Source organism: Pseudorhodoferax sp. Leaf265 (assembly GCF_001422365.1).
GTDB lineage: Bacteria > Pseudomonadota > Gammaproteobacteria > Burkholderiales > Burkholderiaceae_C > Pseudorhodoferax.
Map to the genome: position 1 here is coordinate 188,068 of NZ_LMMT01000003.1, position 16,354 is coordinate 204,421.

The 16,354-nt window shown below is 64.8% G+C and carries 15 protein-coding genes and 1 tRNA gene; 4 read left to right on the top strand and 12 right to left on the bottom strand.

The features are described from left to right. Nucleotides 1–29: 29 nt before the first annotated feature. Nucleotides 30–116, top strand: a tRNA-Leu gene (locus ASF45_RS06165). 120 nt (nt 117–236) lie between these two features. Further along, the gene (locus ASF45_RS06170) at nt 237–1,985 is read left to right on the top strand and encodes a site-specific integrase (protein WP_162243964.1); all 1,749 of its coding nucleotides are present in this window, start codon (nt 237–239) and stop codon (nt 1,983–1,985) included. A 26-nt stretch (nt 1,986–2,011) separates the two neighbouring features. Here the strand turns inward: ASF45_RS06170 and ASF45_RS35065 are convergent, their stop codons facing one another. Next, entirely contained in the window at nt 2,012–3,037 is a 1,026-nt protein-coding gene (locus ASF45_RS35065) for a hypothetical protein (RefSeq protein WP_156472868.1), read from the bottom strand. Nucleotides 3,038–3,156: 119 nt separating this feature from the next. Continuing rightward, a complete protein-coding gene (locus ASF45_RS06175) occupies nt 3,157–3,480 on the bottom strand; it encodes a Rha family transcriptional regulator (RefSeq protein ID WP_056658717.1) in 324 nt (107 codons plus the stop codon). A gap of 212 nt (nt 3,481–3,692) precedes the next feature. Here ASF45_RS06175 and ASF45_RS06180 point away from each other — a divergent pair, with 212 nt between their 5' ends. Together ASF45_RS06180 and ASF45_RS06185 are read left to right on the top strand one after the other, a co-directional pair. After that, nucleotides 3,693–4,091 carry a hypothetical protein gene (locus tag ASF45_RS06180; protein WP_056658720.1) on the top strand — a complete coding sequence of 133 codons (399 nt, stop codon included), beginning with the start codon at nt 3,693–3,695 and terminating at the stop codon, nt 4,089–4,091. A gap of 26 nt (nt 4,092–4,117) precedes the next feature. Continuing rightward, nucleotides 4,118–4,765 carry a hypothetical protein gene (locus tag ASF45_RS06185; RefSeq protein WP_056658722.1) on the top strand — a complete coding sequence of 216 codons (648 nt, stop codon included), beginning with the start codon at nt 4,118–4,120 and terminating at the stop codon, nt 4,763–4,765. Here ASF45_RS06185 and ASF45_RS06190 read toward each other — a convergent pair. The 10 genes from ASF45_RS06190 to ASF45_RS06235 all read right to left on the bottom strand — a co-directional run bounded on the left by ASF45_RS06190 (nt 4,762) and on the right by ASF45_RS06235 (nt 16,020). Then, a complete protein-coding gene (locus ASF45_RS06190; protein ID WP_056658725.1) occupies nt 4,762–5,343 on the bottom strand; it encodes a hypothetical protein in 582 nt (193 codons plus the stop codon). The genes ASF45_RS06185 and ASF45_RS06190 overlap by 4 nt on opposite strands. Before the next feature lie 780 nt (nt 5,344–6,123). Then, the gene (locus tag ASF45_RS06195) at nt 6,124–6,495 is read right to left on the bottom strand and encodes a hypothetical protein (protein WP_056658728.1); all 372 of its coding nucleotides are present in this window, start codon (nt 6,493–6,495) and stop codon (nt 6,124–6,126) included. A 79-nt stretch (nt 6,496–6,574) separates the two neighbouring features. Beyond that, nucleotides 6,575–7,099, bottom strand: coding sequence for a hypothetical protein (locus tag ASF45_RS06200; protein ID WP_056658732.1), 525 nt, complete (start codon nt 7,097–7,099; stop codon nt 6,575–6,577). A gap of 118 nt (nt 7,100–7,217) precedes the next feature. Continuing rightward, nucleotides 7,218–7,679 carry a hypothetical protein gene (locus tag ASF45_RS06205; protein ID WP_056658735.1) on the bottom strand — a complete coding sequence of 154 codons (462 nt, stop codon included), beginning with the start codon at nt 7,677–7,679 and terminating at the stop codon, nt 7,218–7,220. 9 nt (nt 7,680–7,688) lie between these two features. After that, nucleotides 7,689–7,895 (bottom strand): hypothetical protein, encoded by a 207-nt coding sequence (locus ASF45_RS06210; RefSeq protein ID WP_056658737.1) that lies wholly within the window; start codon nt 7,893–7,895, stop codon nt 7,689–7,691. Further along, a complete protein-coding gene (locus ASF45_RS06215; RefSeq protein WP_056658741.1) occupies nt 7,895–8,410 on the bottom strand; it encodes a hypothetical protein in 516 nt (171 codons plus the stop codon). Before ASF45_RS06215 ends, ASF45_RS06210 begins: the two co-directional genes overlap by 1 nt. Before the next feature lie 18 nt (nt 8,411–8,428). Then, nucleotides 8,429–9,097 carry a hypothetical protein gene (locus ASF45_RS06220; RefSeq protein WP_056658743.1) on the bottom strand — a complete coding sequence of 223 codons (669 nt, stop codon included), beginning with the start codon at nt 9,095–9,097 and terminating at the stop codon, nt 8,429–8,431. A gap of 246 nt (nt 9,098–9,343) precedes the next feature. Further along, nucleotides 9,344–10,249 (bottom strand): SGNH/GDSL hydrolase family protein, encoded by a 906-nt coding sequence (locus ASF45_RS06225; RefSeq protein WP_156472869.1) that lies wholly within the window; start codon nt 10,247–10,249, stop codon nt 9,344–9,346. Then, nucleotides 10,150–11,202 carry a hypothetical protein gene (locus tag ASF45_RS06230; protein ID WP_056658750.1) on the bottom strand — a complete coding sequence of 351 codons (1,053 nt, stop codon included), beginning with the start codon at nt 11,200–11,202 and terminating at the stop codon, nt 10,150–10,152. Before ASF45_RS06230 ends, ASF45_RS06225 begins: the two co-directional genes overlap by 100 nt. Nucleotides 11,203–11,682: 480 nt before the next feature. Beyond that, entirely contained in the window at nt 11,683–16,020 is a 4,338-nt protein-coding gene (locus ASF45_RS06235) for a hypothetical protein (RefSeq protein WP_056658754.1), read from the bottom strand. Between the last annotated feature and the right edge of the window lie 334 nt (nt 16,021–16,354).

Consider the following 16,354-nt stretch of genomic DNA (forward strand, 5'->3'; position numbering starts at 1 on the left):
CCGGCTAAAATGCCCGGTTGACCGAAACTGCGCGGGTGGCGAAATTGGTAGACGCACCAGGTTTAGGTCCTGACGCCAGCAATGGTGTGGGGGTTCGAGTCCCCCCCCGCGCACCACGATAACTCGTTGATTTTCCGGGATTTCCTGGTGAATCAACGACTTAGTGGCGAAGTTTGTATCAATCTTCTGTATCACTAGTGGCACTTCCCGACCCAATGACCGAGGAAGTTTCAGCCATGAGAATGCCTGCCGGCGTGCAGATTCGCGGTGCCATCTACTGGCATCGGGTGACTATCCCCAAAGACCTCCAGCACCTGTATCCGCGTACAGCCAGCGGCAAAGTCCGCACGACACACTCATACGTGTCCCTTGAGACCAGCGATCCCAGGGAGGCCGCAGTGCGGGCCTTGAGACGCAAGGCGGACCTGGAAGCCGAGTTCATAGCGAAGCGGGAGGGCGCGAAGGCCACAGCCGCTGCTCCTGACATCGTGCCGACCCCGGAACTATCGCGGGCGCTTGCGCGGCAGGTTGCACATGCGATCCTTGGGCACGACGACGCGATTCGCTACGACCCGTCAGCCCTTCCGACCTTCCTGCGAGCCTTCGAGTACCTCGCACCGCCGCTGCGGTTCTTCACCGCCGGGGAGGTGCCTGCGTACCTGCGCGACGATCCGAAGTGGCCGGCACGGTACGGGATGCGCCCAGAGCAGTTAGCCAGGTTGACGGAGATTCACAGGCTCATGGCCACAGTGCACACGACCGACCTGGCCATGGGTAGTCTTTCGCTCGCGAAGGGTTATGCGCAGAGCGCCTGCCGCTCGCTGGGTTTGCGCGTCGATTGGGACCGGCCTGAGAACCGGCAGGCACTGCTGGGCATCCTGCGTGCCGCCACAGCCGCCTGGATTGATCGTGGCAGGAAGGACAAAGGCGAAGTGGTCGAGACACCGGAGGCGCCGGACGCCTTGACGCTTCCGAAGGCCCCAGCGGCGCCTGTGCATCTCAAAGACGTCCTCCCCGAGTGGAAGGCCAAGCGCCAGCCGTCAACGGACGCGCTGAAGCGCACCAACCTAGCGCTGCGCCGCCTGGCCGAGTCCGGGATGGATAAGCCGATCAACAAGTTCACTAAGGCCGATGGCGCCCGGTTGCGGGACTGGTTCCGCGACCCAGTGCGCGGGATCAAACACAAGACCGCGAAGAACATGTGGAACGCGTTGGGCGCCCTGATGAACATTGCGGCCGAGTACGAGAAGGGGATCGACCGGAACCCCTGGGCGGGCCTGGAATTTGAGGTGGCCGACAGCGAGAGGCGGGACGAATTTACGAGCGAGCAACTCCAGAAGCTCTTCGAGACCACCCTGTTCACCCAGGGCGCCTACAGACCCATCTACAGTGTGCAGGCCTGGGACGCCTACTACGTCATGCTGCTGGGCCTCTGGACGGGCTCCCGCGTCGGCGAGCTTGGGCAACTGGAGACCGCCGACGTTCAGGTGCAGAGCGGCATTCCGGTGGTCTGCATCCACGACGACGCCGAGGGCTCCACGATCAAGACGGCCGACAGCGAGCGGACGCTACCCGTGCCGCCCGAGTTGATCCGCCTTGGCTTCCTGGACTTCGTTGAGGACCAGCGGAGGGCAGGGCAGACCAAGCTGTTCCCCTCGTTGCACAGGGAGGGCCGGCGACCTCCCGGCGAGGTCATGTCCGAATGGGTCAAAGGCTATCGCCAGGACCTGGGCCTACCGGCCGGCGCCCTCAACGGCTTCCACAAGTTTCGGCATACCGTCCGCAGCGCCCTGGCGGCTCACAATGTCGGCACGGAGATCGCGGACGCACTGACGGGTCATGCGCCTCAGGGAAGCGCAGGGCGGACCATCTACACCCATGTACGGCCTGCAGCGATCCTGCGGGCACTGGAGCTGCCGTTGTATCCGTTTCTGAGCCTCCAGCGAATCCACCGCCCGGCGGTTAGGGGCGGCGAGTCCGCTTGAATGTCAGAAACACCATTTGTACGCCTCTAGGGTAGTTTCTTCGCCTCGCTGCAGGGCCGACTCCAGCTAACTCGTTCTTTTGAGAGTTCGGAAATTATTGCATTGACTAACGCCTTGTCGCCTGGAAGTGGCAAATATAGTCCCACAACTCGCGGCCAAACTATTGTTTCCCCGGCATAGAGCAGAGCTTTAATCGATGCTACAGAGACGATTGCATTCTGCGCAGTGGTTCGATTCAGTTCATTTTGGATGGGGAGTGCGGCGGAAATTGACTTTCCATTGATTCCAAGCGTCTGAACCACCAAATCGCCGCGTACATTTTTTGCGTCTGCCTCAACGCCCAAGACTCCGATTCCGGAGACATTTGCATTCCCAGATAAGTCCGTGATATTGGCGGTTATCCTTAGTCCAACTCCAATGTAAATGGGAATGTTGTATTCCCCGGGGCCTGCGGCCGCGGCTTTACTGGCGTCCATTTCGTGGAGGGATCTTCGCTTGACACGGTAATTGAGGATCTCGCGTGGAACTCCAGGTGCATTGAGGTTGACGTCTTTTTCCCCGCCGTCGGGGGTAATCCAATACGCAGAGATGTAGAATCTCTCGTTTACAGTGTCAGCGTTTATATAGTCGACGGTTACGCGGTACTTGGCGCCTTTGCTTGAAGCTTTGATCAGCCCGTAGGAGGTGGTGACTCCGGCATCTACTTGCTCAACCAACATTCTTACTGCATTGTCGGGAAACGAGTTGAGTAAATGATCGCCATTAGCGGCTTTTGTCTCTAGGCAGCTATCTCCGGGAACTGTCTTGACCGCAAATGGGTCAAGGGGTATATATGTATAGCCGGAGAGGCCCTCTCCTAAAGACTTCGGAATAGGTGTGTTTGATGCGCAGCCATTCAGGGCAAGGACACAGAATAAAACAAAGGGATTCTTTAGCATAGCTACTCCTTCCTCCACTATGTTGGCTAGCACAATTTTTGTGTCATCATCAAAACAGATGAGTGCAAAAAATTTCACCGCAGCCATTCCGTCGCCGCGTAGGGATGCTTGCATTGAGTCTTCCACGGCCGGGCGGAATGCTTAGCAAAGCGGCCAGCCCATCCCATACGCATGGCTGCGCTAGGGTGGCCAACGAATAGGCAGGGCCAGTCCCACCCTTGCAACCGCCAGACTTACGCCAGCGTGCCCGCGAGCATGCGCAGGCTATCGACGGATGTGAGGTCAAGCGCAGGCGCTGGGGCTGGCATTGCGGCCTCGCGCTCCTGCTGCTGCCAGCGGTCCACCAGACGCGCGGTGAACTCCGGGGACAACTGCGCGACGACCACGTAGCTGTCGCGTTGGTTGACGTGGTAGACAGTCAGCGGCTTGCCGCCGCCTGGGGTCGGTTCCACACTTTGTGTGATCGTGACGAGCCCCTTGTCAGTGAGGGCGTCAATGGTGCGCTTCACGCTGTCGTGGCGCTTGTCTACGAGGTCGGCGATTTCCTTGCTGCTCATGGTCAGCTCGGGCGTCGCCCTGATTGCTACCGCGCTCGGCCTTGTTCGCGACCTGCAAAGGCCGCATACGCTGATCCAACCGACCGCTCGAACTAGTTGCCGCAAAGGATGAGTGAACCTGCCTGAGCCATAAAAATAGGCAAGTTCACGCTACAAAAAACGCAGCAAACCTCGCTACAGTGGCAGCTCCTCAACTACTTTGGAGCCGCAAGATGCCCGTAATTTCCACCCATCTGGTTACCAGTGCCGCTGACGATGCGACGGCCTTCCCTTCGGCCCTGCGCGATTCCCTGGAGTCTCTGCGCGTTCGCGTCGCCGCAGCGACTCAGTGTGTCATCGACCTGCACTATGGGGCGACAGATGACTGTTCGGAGCACTGGGCGGCGCTGACGGTCGAGGAACTGCCTGCGGGCTCGCTGGGCCGCCCTGGGCCGCTCATGTCCCTGTTGATCGGCCCGGGCATTCCGGGGTTTGCAGTGGTCATGGCGGGCGACTGGCACGCCACGGTCTGCACTATCAAGTCTTCGGAGCATTTGGCGGACGGTCTTCGCGTTGCAGAGGCTGAAGCCCTGGCCCGGTTCGTCGAGCTGGCAGAGGGCGCCTTGGCGTGAGTGAAGGCCTTTCGCATCGGCTCCGCTTGTCCTTGAACCAGCGGACGCTCGTGGTCGGCCGGCATCTACGCTGCGAGGCGCGTAACAGGTTCGACGCCGACGCCGATGGCGGCCCGACCGTCTGGCTGGAGGCGCTAGGCAAAGACATGCGGTATGTACCCGTGGTCTACCTGTCCGCCCCGAGAGGCGCAGAGGGTCACAGGTATGTCGTGGGCCGCGCCGGTGACTCTTCGGAGCCCCTGCGCTTCGCGTTCGAGCAGGACGCGGCAGCAGCCTTCAAGACGGAAGCCATGGCCCACGGCGAGACGCTAGCGCTGCTTACCCGCAGGCCGGTGCGCGTGGCCCTTCGTAGGTCTGATGAGGTTGACCCCAGCCAACAGACGCACGACGCGCCCGCGTCGGTCTTCACTCTGGGCGAGGCTGTGCGGCATCCGCTGGTTCGCGCCGTTGTCATCGCTGGCCACGAGGCCGCTAAGACCGCCGGGACGCCTTGGGACTCGTTGCATGTTCTGGGGATGGCCCAGGCCGCCATGGGCGTCATTGAGGCCCAAGATCCCGGCAGCAGTACGGACCCAGGCAAGCGGATAGCCGTGGAGCGCACGCTTGTGGGGATACTGATCGGCGCGTTGGGCGCCGCTGATGCACCCGCCACGGCACCCGGGCAGCGCGACTAGGTCGCCGTCCATTCCCGTGGTGCGCTGAGATACCGCAACACAGCGCGGTACTCCTCTAGGGACACCGTGTCCCGCATGATCACCTTGCGGCGCCCGGGGAACCTCTCCGGGTGCTCCACGCGCTCGATGAACTCGGCCAGACTCTCGGCCGTGTGATTCTTCTTCATCTGGTTCGCCCTGGCGCTGATGACGCGCCAGTTGCCCCACACGGCTCCGCGCTTCGGGTCGATGTGGTCGATGCTGGGTGAGCCCGGCCCCAGCTTGCCGGCCTGGGCCGCCAGGGGAATTCCAAGGATCGGGCAGACCTTGGGGATCGTGATGTGCGCTGCACGAATGTCGGACGCATAGCCCTTCTCGCGGTCGCGCTTGCGGGCGGCAGCGGCCATGCGGACCCGGGGATCCTTGCGTAGTCTGGCGTTGGCCTGGGCCTTGTCGTGCTCGGGGCCGGCGCGATAGCGGGCGCTGCGGGCCGCAATGCAGCAGGCCTTACAGGCTGCGAAGTGGTAGCCAGCGGGATGCCTGTAGAAGTCGGTGAGCGGCTTGTGAGTGCCGCAGGTCTTGCAGTTCTTGGATGACATGTAGATTGCCCTGTCGCACGGCGATGTGGTGCGCGGCCAGGGGCCGGCGTTGGGATGCGCTGCGTGTCGCAGGCGGTGGGAAGGGGCACAGGGAGTCGCAGCGGGCTCGCACTGTTTGCATAGGAAGCAGTGGCGCGGAAGTGCACGCGCTCGCACAAAGGCGGACGCATGCGCCATCGGCGTCACTGCACGAAGATGGGAGAGGCGGGCAGGGGGGCCCAGGACGTCGCAGGGGCCAGCCTGTAGGCCATGCACGGCCTCCGCTATTGGGTGGGGTATCGGCCTCGCGCCTCGCAGCGCTCGCAGGGCTGAAGCGAGGAAGGTTTGAAACCCCCGCCGCTGCCATATGAATCATGGGCTTAGAGCGCGTGGCCTCGCGAAGTGCCGCCAACTGTGTCAATGCGCGTTGACACGATGCCCTTTGAACGCCCAGGGCACCTAGGCGCTAAGGCTTGCGCATCGTTTGCATGATCCGATGCTCACAGGCCCATTCCTCCTATGGGGCGTGGGCTGTCGTGGTGCTCACTGGAGGGACTATCGCAGGGGCAGGGCCTGCTGGAGGGACGCGGCGACGGGTTGGCGCGGCCCCCGTGCCCCCGGTGCCCAGGTGGACTTCGCCTGGCCAGACCCGGGCCCCCACGGGGGGCGCCTGGCTCGCGCGGGCGGAAGATCACTGCTCACGCATTTCCCGGAGAAAAATGAGGCCGGGGTGTCCCTGGGATTCCCCGAGACCTCCCGATGCCTCCCAGAGCCCCGCAAAGGGCCCCAGGAGCGCCCCGTTCAATTCGGGCGTAGCTTCGTGGCGTCCGAGGTCGCCATGCCCTCCAGCACGCCCTTAGGCTCCAGGCCGGCGTACGACGAGGTGATCCATGGCAGCGCGTCGCTGCGCTGTGCCTCACGATGCCCCAAAGCTTTCGAGTGGTGCTCGGCAAACCGAGCGAGCGGTCTGACGAACTGTTCAACCTGCGGGACGTCCTCGAACGATTCCATTGCGAGCTTCAAGAACGGCGGGCTCAGCCTGCCGCCATCGTGCAATTCCAAGAGGTGGTCCAGCAGGTCCACAGCCAGGCCGTCGAGTTCGCCTGGGAGTTGGACGTGCGCTAGCGCGTCGCGGAAGCGATCCAGGAGCGTACGAACTTCAGGGGGCATCATGGAACACAGAAGTTTCCGGGCAAGGCGGGCTCAGATTACCGGGCCGGCGACCACTTATCGCCGTGCAATGTCCGCCGGGTCAGTTCAGGCGCCTGAGCGCCGATAGACGCAGGTCGAACGGATCCGCCGGCACCTCGATTGTCTCGCCCTCGACAGCACCGAGGATCGCAGCGGCCACAAGGACTCCCTCGGTAGAAGGCTGCGGCTCGTGGTGGCTGTAGGCACGCATGTGGCCTTCGTCATCAAGCCACCAGCGGCTTTGCGTCAGCCACGGACCATAGGGATCGCGGCCGGTGATCCTGGCGAACACCGTGGCGGTTAGGACGGCGCGACGATGCTCGTAGCCCTGCACGGTGACGAAGACCAGGCCACCCTCGTAAATGGGCGCGATCCTCTTGAACTTAGCCAGGCGGCCCCCGGGGCGCGGCTTGCCGCCTGCAGGCAACTTGATGCCGTCCATGAAGCCCTTGCGAGTTGGGCGTGTCTGGGGCGGGCCGATCATGGCGCTGTGCAGTTCCAGGATCTGCGCATAGGTCAGCACTGGCGGGCGCTTGCGGCGGATGCGCCTGCGGGCCATAGGGGTCGATGTGGTCGCGGTGGTCATGGTGTCATTGATGTGGTCGCGCGAAGGCCTCCCGAGGTCGCTATGGACCTGGGATGCACGGGGACGCGCGGTGATGTTGGGGAGTCGAGAGGGGCCCCGTGACGTGGGGCCAGGCGGGTCAGTTAGACCAGGGGGTCACCGGCTTGGCGGTGGGGCCGTCATTGCGGCCCCAGGAGACCACGACGGAGCCAGCGGGCAGCGGGGAGTTCACGCCGACCACTTGGGCCACTATGTCGCCCGTTACTACTTGCCCGTAGCCCAACGGGGTGCCGCTGTTCTGCGCTGCGTCGTCGAAGGCGGGAACGCCGGAAGCGTAGGGGCCAGAAGCGGGCGCAGCGGGAAGTTGGAACTTCCAAACCTCTTGGGCGCCGCATTGGGTCGCTGCGAGCACGATGCGCTCTTCGGGGGACCGGGATGCATCAGCACCAAAGCCGGGCTTGAATGGATCCCACGGTTGCCCTTGCACGCGAAGGGTAAGGTTCTGCGAGATGGTGGAGTCGTGGGCCCAGGTATCGTGCACGCTCGTGACGATCTTCTTGGCGCCCCGGTGCTGGACACCGTAGTAGATGAAGCTTGGCATCGTGGTAGGTCAGAAGTAGCGGGAGCCAGGGATCGGCTGGCCGGTGTCGGGGTTGCGCACCGAAACCGCGCGACCGTTGACGATCTCGAATGTGTCGGCGGCGTTCACGAAGCGCTCGATCAGCGCGGCGTTCTCCGGCGTGTCGTACAGGCCCTGGTACTTGGTGGGCGCAGCGACTGCGTGATGAACGTGGACGGGCGCGGGGGGTAATGGCATCAGTAGTCTCCGTCTGCGTAATGCCAGGTGCCTCGCGAAACGGCACGCTCCAGGGGTTTGACCGCTAGGGGGTTAGGCGGACGGGGCGCGTCGCCCAACACGCAGTAGAGCTGGAACGTCACGCGATCCACATGTGAACGCAGGTTCACCACATGCGTAGCGAATGCTGCTCCGGCATCCGGAAAATTCATTCCGCAATGGTTGGACAGCCGGCCTTGCAGAGCCTCACTGAGGTCTTGCAAATTCGCCCGAATGCCGCTGGCAGACTCGGGGAGACGCGGGATCAACTCGACGATGTCGGCGATCAGCTGGGGCTTGTCGAACGACATGTTCTGAATGCCGTTCGCGATTGCCGTCAAAGGATCAACCCACGCCTTGAGTTCGAGATAGGCACGGGCGCCCTCGGTTCCGGCGAGGATCGCACCGTTGACGGTGTCGATGGTCTCGCGTTGAATAGCCGAGTTTCCGGCGCCACCGAACAAGCGCACCGAGGCGCCAACAAGTTTCTTGCTCATGTTTTTGTCCTTCCCGGCTTACTTGTTCGCTGAGGTCAACTGGGCTTCAATAACGTCGGCGAATGCCTGGGCCGATAGCCGGTCGCCGTTCGATGCTGACATCGCGCGGACGGCGGCGCGTTGGGGCTCCGTGAGGTCAGATGCGGCGAGGATGCTCGTGAATTGGTCACAGTGACGGAAGGTGGCCATGGCGGCCTTCCACCCGGAGCAAGAGGTGTTGAAGACCTTCAGGTCAGCAAGCCGTCCGTCCGTGACGTCCCAGCGATCCATGTTGCATTGATTGAAGTGCACCGAGATTCCATTGAGGCGCGGCGCGTGCAGACCATTCATCGTGCAGTGGGCGAACTCAACGTTCCAGATCAAACTGTCGTCGAAATGAGTACGGCCGTCCGCCAGCACATTGCGGAAGGTTGTCCCCTTGATGCGCGCGGCTCGCCAACTGGCGCCGGAAAGATCGGAGTCTTCGACCTTGCAGCCATTGAGGCGCAGACCATCCAGCCATGCGCCGTCAAGTCCGTGGAGATGCGACAGAACAACGTAGTCGAGGGTCACTCCCTGCTTTGCGCAGGCCTCCAGGACAGAGCGGACTGCCAGGGCTTCGGTGGGGGCATCCGCTTCTGCATCGAAGGCGCGGCCGGTACTGCCGTGGATGCTGGGAAAGGTGATGTGGTAAGTGTTTGTTGACATGGTCGAAGGTGATCCCGGAGAGCGCCGGGCCGCACAGTGGCCGTATGGCCTGGTTCTTGGTGGTGAGAGCCGCGCGAAGGAAAAAGACCCGCCCCAGGCAAACGCCCAGGGCGGGACAAGCACCTTCGACAGTGCGACTCACATGACAAATGGATTGAGGGGGCTACGCGGGGAACGCCTACTCAATTTGGACTTGCCAGCATGTCGGGTTGATCCCAAGGGCAAGGGGTTGAAGTCGTCTGCAGCTCAGGTGAACAGCGTCGGCGCTGCGGCGCTCAGCGCGTTCGTAAGCGTCGTGTGGCCCAGCGTGGTCAGATGGATACCGTCCGCGTCGTACACGTTGCCGCCGAGGTCCGTCCGCCAGCGGGTTGGGTCGCCCGGGTCGGCGAGCGCCACATGCCGGTCGAAGTAACCGAACTCGGAGACACCGCCCACGTTGTTGCGGATGTTGTCGTTCATCTGCAGGTACTCGGTCATCGCGCCGGCGGCGTCCGAAGAGTTGGCGCCGGTGTTCGTGCTGTTCGTGCGCGGCAGGCCCGTCATCGGGATCATCTTGATGCCCCGGGCCAGGAACCATGCCTTGGCCGCCAGCATCCGCGTCTGGATGGAGGCCGCCGTCACGCCGTCCTTCACGTCGTTGCCACCCAGGCACATCAGAGCGTGCGTGTACGCACCGTCCTTGATGATTTGCGCCTTGCGGATGAAGTCGTCGCTGGGGCTACCGCTGAACGCAGCGTTCCAGGAGTACCCGGACTGAGCCGTCGTGCTGTAGGCCACGCCGACCGCCGTGGTTGCCAGGGAGCGCTGAATGAAGCCGGTCAGGCCGCCGCCCGTCGTGCTGTCGTTGGCGCCGGCAGCGATGGAGTCGCCGAACACGGCAACGCTCTTGAGCGTGGGCGTGCCCACAGGCGTGGCGAACACGGCAATCGGACCATTGATGTGGCGATTTAGGTAGCGGCCCGTGATGCTGCCGCCGCTGGCCTTGCTGGCAATGCCGATGCCACCTTCGTTCACGTCCACCGTGGACCGACTTCCCGGGGTGCAACTGGCGTTCAGCAGGGCCGGTGCGGTCGTGTAGGCGCTGTGCACCATGACACACATGGCGGCGTTGTGGGCGATGTCAGCCGCAAGCGTGACCGGCAGCGTGTCCACGACCTCCCCAGGGCCAGGGTGTACGTATTGCCGCCCCCGGGGAACAGGGCGCGGGTCAGCGCACCGGTGGCTTGGACGCTGCTTTCGGGACCGATGCCCACGGAGATCGTCACAGGCTGCGACCCGTTGTTCAGGCTGGCACCGTTGGCGGCAGTGTTGGAGAACCGCAGAACGATCTGGTTGACCGGTACACCCGCCCGGTTGACGACGCTGCGCCGGTCGTTGAAGTGGGTGTAGTTGTCCGTGTTCGTCGCCTGCTGTCCGTTGGAGGACAGGCGGGCGAAGGTCATGAGAGACGTAGAGGGCGCCGGGGGCGTGGTGCCGTTCCCGGAGGCCGCCCCGACCGTCAAGATCGCCGGGTCACTGGTCGTGCTGCCGACAGGGTTGGTCGCCACGCAGTCATAGGCTGCGCCGGAGTCCGCCTCGGCCGCGCTGGCGACTTCTAGGGTTACCCCGGTAGCCCCGGAGATGTTCGCGCCGTTCTTGCGCCACTGGAGACTCGCTGCGGCCAGGACGACTACGCTGAACTGCACCTTGGCCCCCGCTGGCACGGTCTGTCGTTGGGGCTGCACGAGGAACTTGGGCTTGATCCCGTAACCACGCGGGTCGGTTCCCACGGCGACGAACTGACGCGGGGATGCGGAGTTCAGCTCGTAGGTGATGCCATCCACAATCGCTGTGGCCGGGCATTCGAGCAGGCGGACTCCACGTGCCAGTTGAGAGTTCAGGAGATGCAGGGCCTCCTTGTTCGGCAGCGTCCTCGTGGACCAGTTCAGTCGATCTTGCTCTGTCGCAGGGCGCGCCGTGACTGGCAAGACGTAGGTAGCCCCCACGGAAGTCACATAGTCGTCGGAAACTTCAACGGCGGTGGCGCCGGGGTACGCAGTGCGCACCAGGTCAGCCGCCAGCGTGATCTGAACCACGTGGTCGCGCAGGATGTATAGGGTCTTCATTGATGAATTGGTGATGTGGTGATTGGCGCGATGGCGCCCGCCTCCACGATGGCCGTTGAGGTGGTGCAGGACTGCACGAGATAGGTGGGGGGAACGGGAGCGCTGGGCTGCCGTGGTGGACGCAGGGGCGGCCTGAGAGGCCTGTGGTGTCCCTCGTTGTCCTTGTTGCTGGATCTAGCGGTACCCCATCTTTGATGGTCCAGGACGTCCCAGTGAGTCACTGGGATCGCAATGATCGCCAGCCTCTCATAGAGGTATGGGGGACATCCTGGACTACCTCAGTGCTTTTTATCCGAGGCTGGATGCGACCACGGGACAGAGTCCAAGACTTATGGGGTGGGCATCTACCTCAGTGCTTTTAATTTGCTGGCCGCAGCCCCGCAGCCCCGCAGCCCCGCAGCCCCGCAGCCCCGCAGCCCCGCAGCCCCGCAGCGACCACCGGCCGAAGCCTGCGATGCGCTGCGGGTTGTGTGCCGCCGGTTACTTGAAGGCCTCCAGGAGGAGACCGCCGACACTGATTTGCTGGTTGAGCGGGATGAGCTTGAAGGCCTTCTCGCCCGCAGCGGTCAGGTCGCCCGTTGCGAGATCCCCGAGGGCCCGGGACCCCTGGCCGAACGTGCCGAACCAGGGGCCCAGCAGGGACTCGGCCCAGGTGTTCTGTTGGAACTTGGAGGTCGGCTGCAAGTAGCTGCCGCCCAGGATCTCGTTGACGTTGTTGCCGAAGAGCTTGATGGCCGCGTCGGCGTACGGCTGGGTCCAGCCCATGATCCCGGAGCGGCTCACGATCTCGTTGGCCCACTTCGAGTTGTCCCAGGTGTCCGGGTCTTCCCCGCGCATGTGCGCACGGATCGCCGAGACCACACCGGCCATCGCGAAGGAGGTCCCGAGGGCCGTGGCCAGCTTCAGGTAGTCCCCGGTCACAGCGCCGCGTTGCATCCCAGCGAGCACGAAGTTGTTCGTGAACTGGAAGGCGTAGCTCTGGAACTGGAAGAAGAGCTTGCCGTAGGCCTTGTCCATCATGAGCGGCATGTGGCCGAAGCCCGACGTGTAGCTCGCCCGTTGCTGGGTCTTGAGCAGCGCCGTGTTCAGCACGTCCGCCATGTAGTCGCCATCGGGCTCGGTGACCCACTTGGACATCCCAGGATCGAACAGCGTGCTCTTGAACGACTCCGCGTGCGCGATCTCCTCGGGCGTCATCAGGGCCCGCTGGGCGTCATCGATCTGGCCCGGGACGCGCCCGTGCTTCTCGAAGAGCTGCGCCATGCGTTTGGCCTCGGTCTTGCCGATGCCGATGGCGGCCAGGTCCGTCTGCTGGGCAGGGGACAGGTTGTCCCAGTCCTTGACCCATCGCTGGATGTTCGCGAGCTGCACCAGGCCGGCCGTGCGGCGCACCGCGTTCGACAGACCCGCCAGGCCCGACAGCACGTTCACGCGCTCGCCGGTGAACTCCAGCATCTTGTCGATCTTCCCGGAGACCGCCCGGGTGGTCCCGGTGCCGAAGCCGATGTGGTCGCGCATCCCGCCGCCGTTGGCGTTGATGGTCGACGCCATGTGGGCCCCGGACTCGAAGGACTCCAGGATCATGCGGAGCTGCAGCGCATCCTTGTCGCCGGCCGACGCGCGGCGCAGGATGTCCTGGTACTCCTTGCCGGCCTTGCGGGCCCCGGAGATGAACCCAGGCGCCGCGACGATGGCCGTGGCGATGTCCGACATCGCGGTGAACACGATGCCGCCAGCGATGCGGATATAGCCCAGGTTGCCGAGCTTGGCGGCCAGCCAGGGGATCGCCCCGTCGTCGCCGATCTCGTGCTTGCCCAGGATCCGGTTGATGGAGGCCTCGACGTCCTTGACCGCTGCGTGACGCATGGCGACGATGCGCTTGCGCTCCTTCTCGGTCTTGGCGGCCCGCTCTGCGGCGTCGTACTCGTCGAGCACGTCCTGCAGGACATCGGCCCGCTTGCGGCCATCCAGCGCCTTGTGCAGGGCCAGGCGACCGCCCACGTCCCGCGCGTAGCGGTCAGCGAGCAGACCCAGGTCCGACTCCACGAAGCCCTTGTCGGCCATCCCCTGCCACAGCTCCTTGGTCCACTTGAAGCGACGCTCCTTGAAGCGGCCGGTCTCGGGGACGTCGTCGAGCAGCAGGCCTGCCGGGAAGCGGTCCTGGCCGGACATGGCGCTCACCAGGTCGTCGATGTACTTCGACAGCGGCGTGGCGCCCTCCAGCTTGCGGCGAGTCCGGCGGGCCTGGCGGCTCTCCTTGATCGCAGCGTCCAGCTCGGCGTCGGTCACCTTGACGCCCTTCTTGATCACCTTCATCTGCTCGCGCAGGAATCGGGTGTTCTGGTCGGCGTCGTGGGCGGCCTGCTTCAGGACCTGGATGCGGTCCATGTCGCCGTCCAGGACGTCCCGGTATCCCGCGCCCAGTTCGGCCTCGTCATAGGCCTTGCGGTGCCGCTCGATCTCCCGGGCGGTCGCGGTCATCCAGTCCTGCAGCTCGGCCTGCTCGGCGGCGGCCTGGTCCAGGCGACCACGGGCTTCCGCCAGGTCTCGCTGGGCCTGCTCGCGTTCGGCGCGGGCGACCTTCAGCTCCTGGTTGATCTGGTCGATGTGGGCCTGGGCGATGCCGGGGTCGACGTTGGCGCGGCGCTGTTCGAGCAGCGGATCCTTCTCGCCACGCAGGCGCTGCACCAGGCTGTCCGCCTCGCGGGCGGTGCCGCTGGCGGCGCTGGCGTCGGCGAAGGCCGAGTCGATGGCGGTCCCGGTGTCGTCCAGGGATCGCTGCAGGCCACCGGCCAGGTCCAGGGGATCCCCGCCGGCCCGGCGCTCCAGGTCGGCGATCTTGGCCTCGGCCTTCTCGACCCGCGCCACGGCGTAGCCGACATTGCGGCCGTGCCAGTCCGCCTCGGCCGCGCGGGCCTGCAGCTTCATGGCCTTGGCGCTCTGGGCCTTGACCTCCTTGGCGATGGCCTTCAGACCGACCTTCGCCTCGTTGAAGACGTCGGCGGCGGCGAAGAGCTTGCGCTGCGAGGACTCGAAGGCTTCCTCGGCGGCGTCCCGGGCGGCCCGCTCGGCGTCACCGCGCCAGGTCTGAAGGGTGTCCGTCCAGGCTTGCTGGTCGGCCCGCAGCTCGTCCACGGACTTGAAGCGGGGCTCGGTGGTCACCTTGCCGTCCGCGCCGGTCTTGTGGTCGACCAGGGTCAGCAGGTGCTCGTCCAGCCAGGAGGCGTCGGGCTCGTCGACCAGCAGCCGGTACAGCGCGGACTTGAAGCCCTGGCGGTCCTCGTTGATCGCCGAGCGCACGTACTGCACGGGGAGGCCATAGGCGCCCCCGAGATTCGCCACGTCGTCCTCGGCCAGGCCCACCTTCTTGGCCTCGTCGAACAGCTCCTGGTAGTACGCCATGTTGTTGTTGGCGGTCTCGCGGATCAGGCCATAGGCCATGTTCGCGTCCGCCTCCGACATGCCGTGCTGGGCCTGGAGCTGGCCGACGATCTCGGCCTGGCTGCGCTGCTCGCCGAGCATCCGGTTGGACTGCTCCACGAACACCATGCGGTCGAACGCCTCTCGGCGGAACATGTTGCGGTCCCAGCGGCCGGCGGTCATCCGCGAGGCGGTGTCGTTGGCGGCAGTGGCGGCGGCCGACTGCCCCAGGTTCATGTTGAGCTTGCGGAAGTTGTCGGTGGCCACGGTCTGCGTGGCGCGACCCTTCTGCAGGTACAGGGTGCGCAGTGATTCGGCCTCGGGCGCGTGGGCCTGGCCGTTGGCCATGGCGCGGGTCAGGCGACCACCCAAGTCGACCAGGCGGGTCAGGGCGGTGCGCGTGCCGGGCAGGTAGTGCGCCATGCGGGCGACGGGCGTGCCGTGGCCCAGGATCTTGACGAAGGCTTTGTCGGCCATGCCGCCCAGGCCCTTGCCCGTGGCCATCTCGGTGGCGGTCTCGTCGACGCCAGCGGCGCCCATGGACCCGAAGCGATTCCCCACGGTCACGCCTTCCTCCGGGGTCTGGCCGAGCTTGAACTCGGAGACCGCGTTGTCGGGCACGTCGGGCCGTAGGGGGTTCTGGGGATGGTCGGGGTTGAGGCGGCTGTCGGCCGGCAGATGATGGAACAGGGAGCCCAGGCCGGCGCCGAGGAACGTGCCGGTCCCGATGGACATGAAGGCGTCCTCGGGGGAGCGGGTGGGGTCCATGTACTGCAGGGCGCCTTCCTGGACGGCGCTGTCGCCGAGACCCACAGCGGCGCCACGGGTGGCCCGAGACAGCAGCGAGGCGCCTTTGCCGGCGCGAGCCAGCGCCCCAAAGGACATCAGGCTGGTGACGTCGAACAGGGACAGCCCCATGCCGGCGATGTGGCCGGCGACGCCGCCCTTCTCGATGGTCTCGGCGAGTCGCAGGTTCTCACGGGCCACCTGGGCCTTGGCGCGAAACGCACGCTCGCCACGGATCCCGTCGAACTCCCCACGCAGCACGAGCCACTCCAGGTCCTTGTACTGCTCACGGTTGCGGCCGTAGTAGCTGTACAGGTTCCAGTCGTGGGGCACGGTCTCGTCGGTCCCGATGCCTTCGCGGGCGCCCATGGCGAGGGCCGCCTGCATGACGGTGGTCTCCGTCATGAAGACCGCGCCGGCCACGTCGTACCAGGCGGGCTCGTCGAGCGTCTCGACCAGGCTGTCCTGGGTCAGGCCGGCCTGGAGAGGCGCGGCGCGGTCCTGGGCGATCTGGGTACGCGTGGCCGTGTTGGGGACCAGCGGGGCTGGCGTGGTGGAGTCGCGAGGGTCCGGCGAAAGCGCGGCGAGGGTCTGGTCTTGGTTCGGAGTCATGTCGGTTGAAGGTGCGGGTGGGGCGACTTAGCCGGCAGGGGCCTGCTCTTGCTGAGCAGATCGCGGCGACGTTCTCTGCGGCATGCGAGCGCCGATGACGTCTCTGAGAGTCTTGAAGGGCTTAGGGCCTTCAGCCTCAGTGCTTTTATTTGTCGTGGACCGGCCGTGCGGCCGTAACGTGTCGGTGTCCATCCCGCACGCCTTGCCAGCCGACTTGGCGCCATTGACCTGAGATAGCCCCCTGATTCCCCGGCCCCGTCCTGTCGCTTATCTTTGGAGATAGGAACAGGACAGTGCATATGACTAGGCATACGGAGTCAGTAGAGGTAGTCGT

What these genes read in the sequence shown, in the direction of transcription:
- ASF45_RS06170 (WP_162243964.1), top strand. Translation starts at nt 237, where the DNA reads ATGAGAATGCCTGCCGGCGTGCAGATTCGCGGTGCCATCTACTGGCAT.
- ASF45_RS35065 (WP_156472868.1), bottom strand. Translation starts at nt 3,037, where the DNA reads ATGCAAGCATCCCTACGCGGCGACGGAATGGCTGCGGTGAAATTTTTT.
- ASF45_RS06175 (WP_056658717.1), bottom strand. Translation starts at nt 3,480, where the DNA reads ATGAGCAGCAAGGAAATCGCCGACCTCGTAGACAAGCGCCACGACAGC.
- ASF45_RS06180 (WP_056658720.1), top strand. Translation starts at nt 3,693, where the DNA reads ATGCCCGTAATTTCCACCCATCTGGTTACCAGTGCCGCTGACGATGCG.
- ASF45_RS06190 (WP_056658725.1), bottom strand. Translation starts at nt 5,343, where the DNA reads ATGTCATCCAAGAACTGCAAGACCTGCGGCACTCACAAGCCGCTCACC.
- ASF45_RS06195 (WP_056658728.1), bottom strand. Translation starts at nt 6,495, where the DNA reads ATGATGCCCCCTGAAGTTCGTACGCTCCTGGATCGCTTCCGCGACGCG.
- ASF45_RS06200 (WP_056658732.1), bottom strand. Translation starts at nt 7,099, where the DNA reads ATGACCACCGCGACCACATCGACCCCTATGGCCCGCAGGCGCATCCGC.
- ASF45_RS06205 (WP_056658735.1), bottom strand. Translation starts at nt 7,679, where the DNA reads ATGCCAAGCTTCATCTACTACGGTGTCCAGCACCGGGGCGCCAAGAAG.
- ASF45_RS06210 (WP_056658737.1), bottom strand. Translation starts at nt 7,895, where the DNA reads ATGCCATTACCCCCCGCGCCCGTCCACGTTCATCACGCAGTCGCTGCG.
- ASF45_RS06215 (WP_056658741.1), bottom strand. Translation starts at nt 8,410, where the DNA reads ATGAGCAAGAAACTTGTTGGCGCCTCGGTGCGCTTGTTCGGTGGCGCC.
- ASF45_RS06220 (WP_056658743.1), bottom strand. Translation starts at nt 9,097, where the DNA reads ATGTCAACAAACACTTACCACATCACCTTTCCCAGCATCCACGGCAGT.
- ASF45_RS06230 (WP_056658750.1), bottom strand. Translation starts at nt 11,202, where the DNA reads ATGAAGACCCTATACATCCTGCGCGACCACGTGGTTCAGATCACGCTG.
- ASF45_RS06235 (WP_056658754.1), bottom strand. Translation starts at nt 16,020, where the DNA reads ATGACTCCGAACCAAGACCAGACCCTCGCCGCGCTTTCGCCGGACCCT.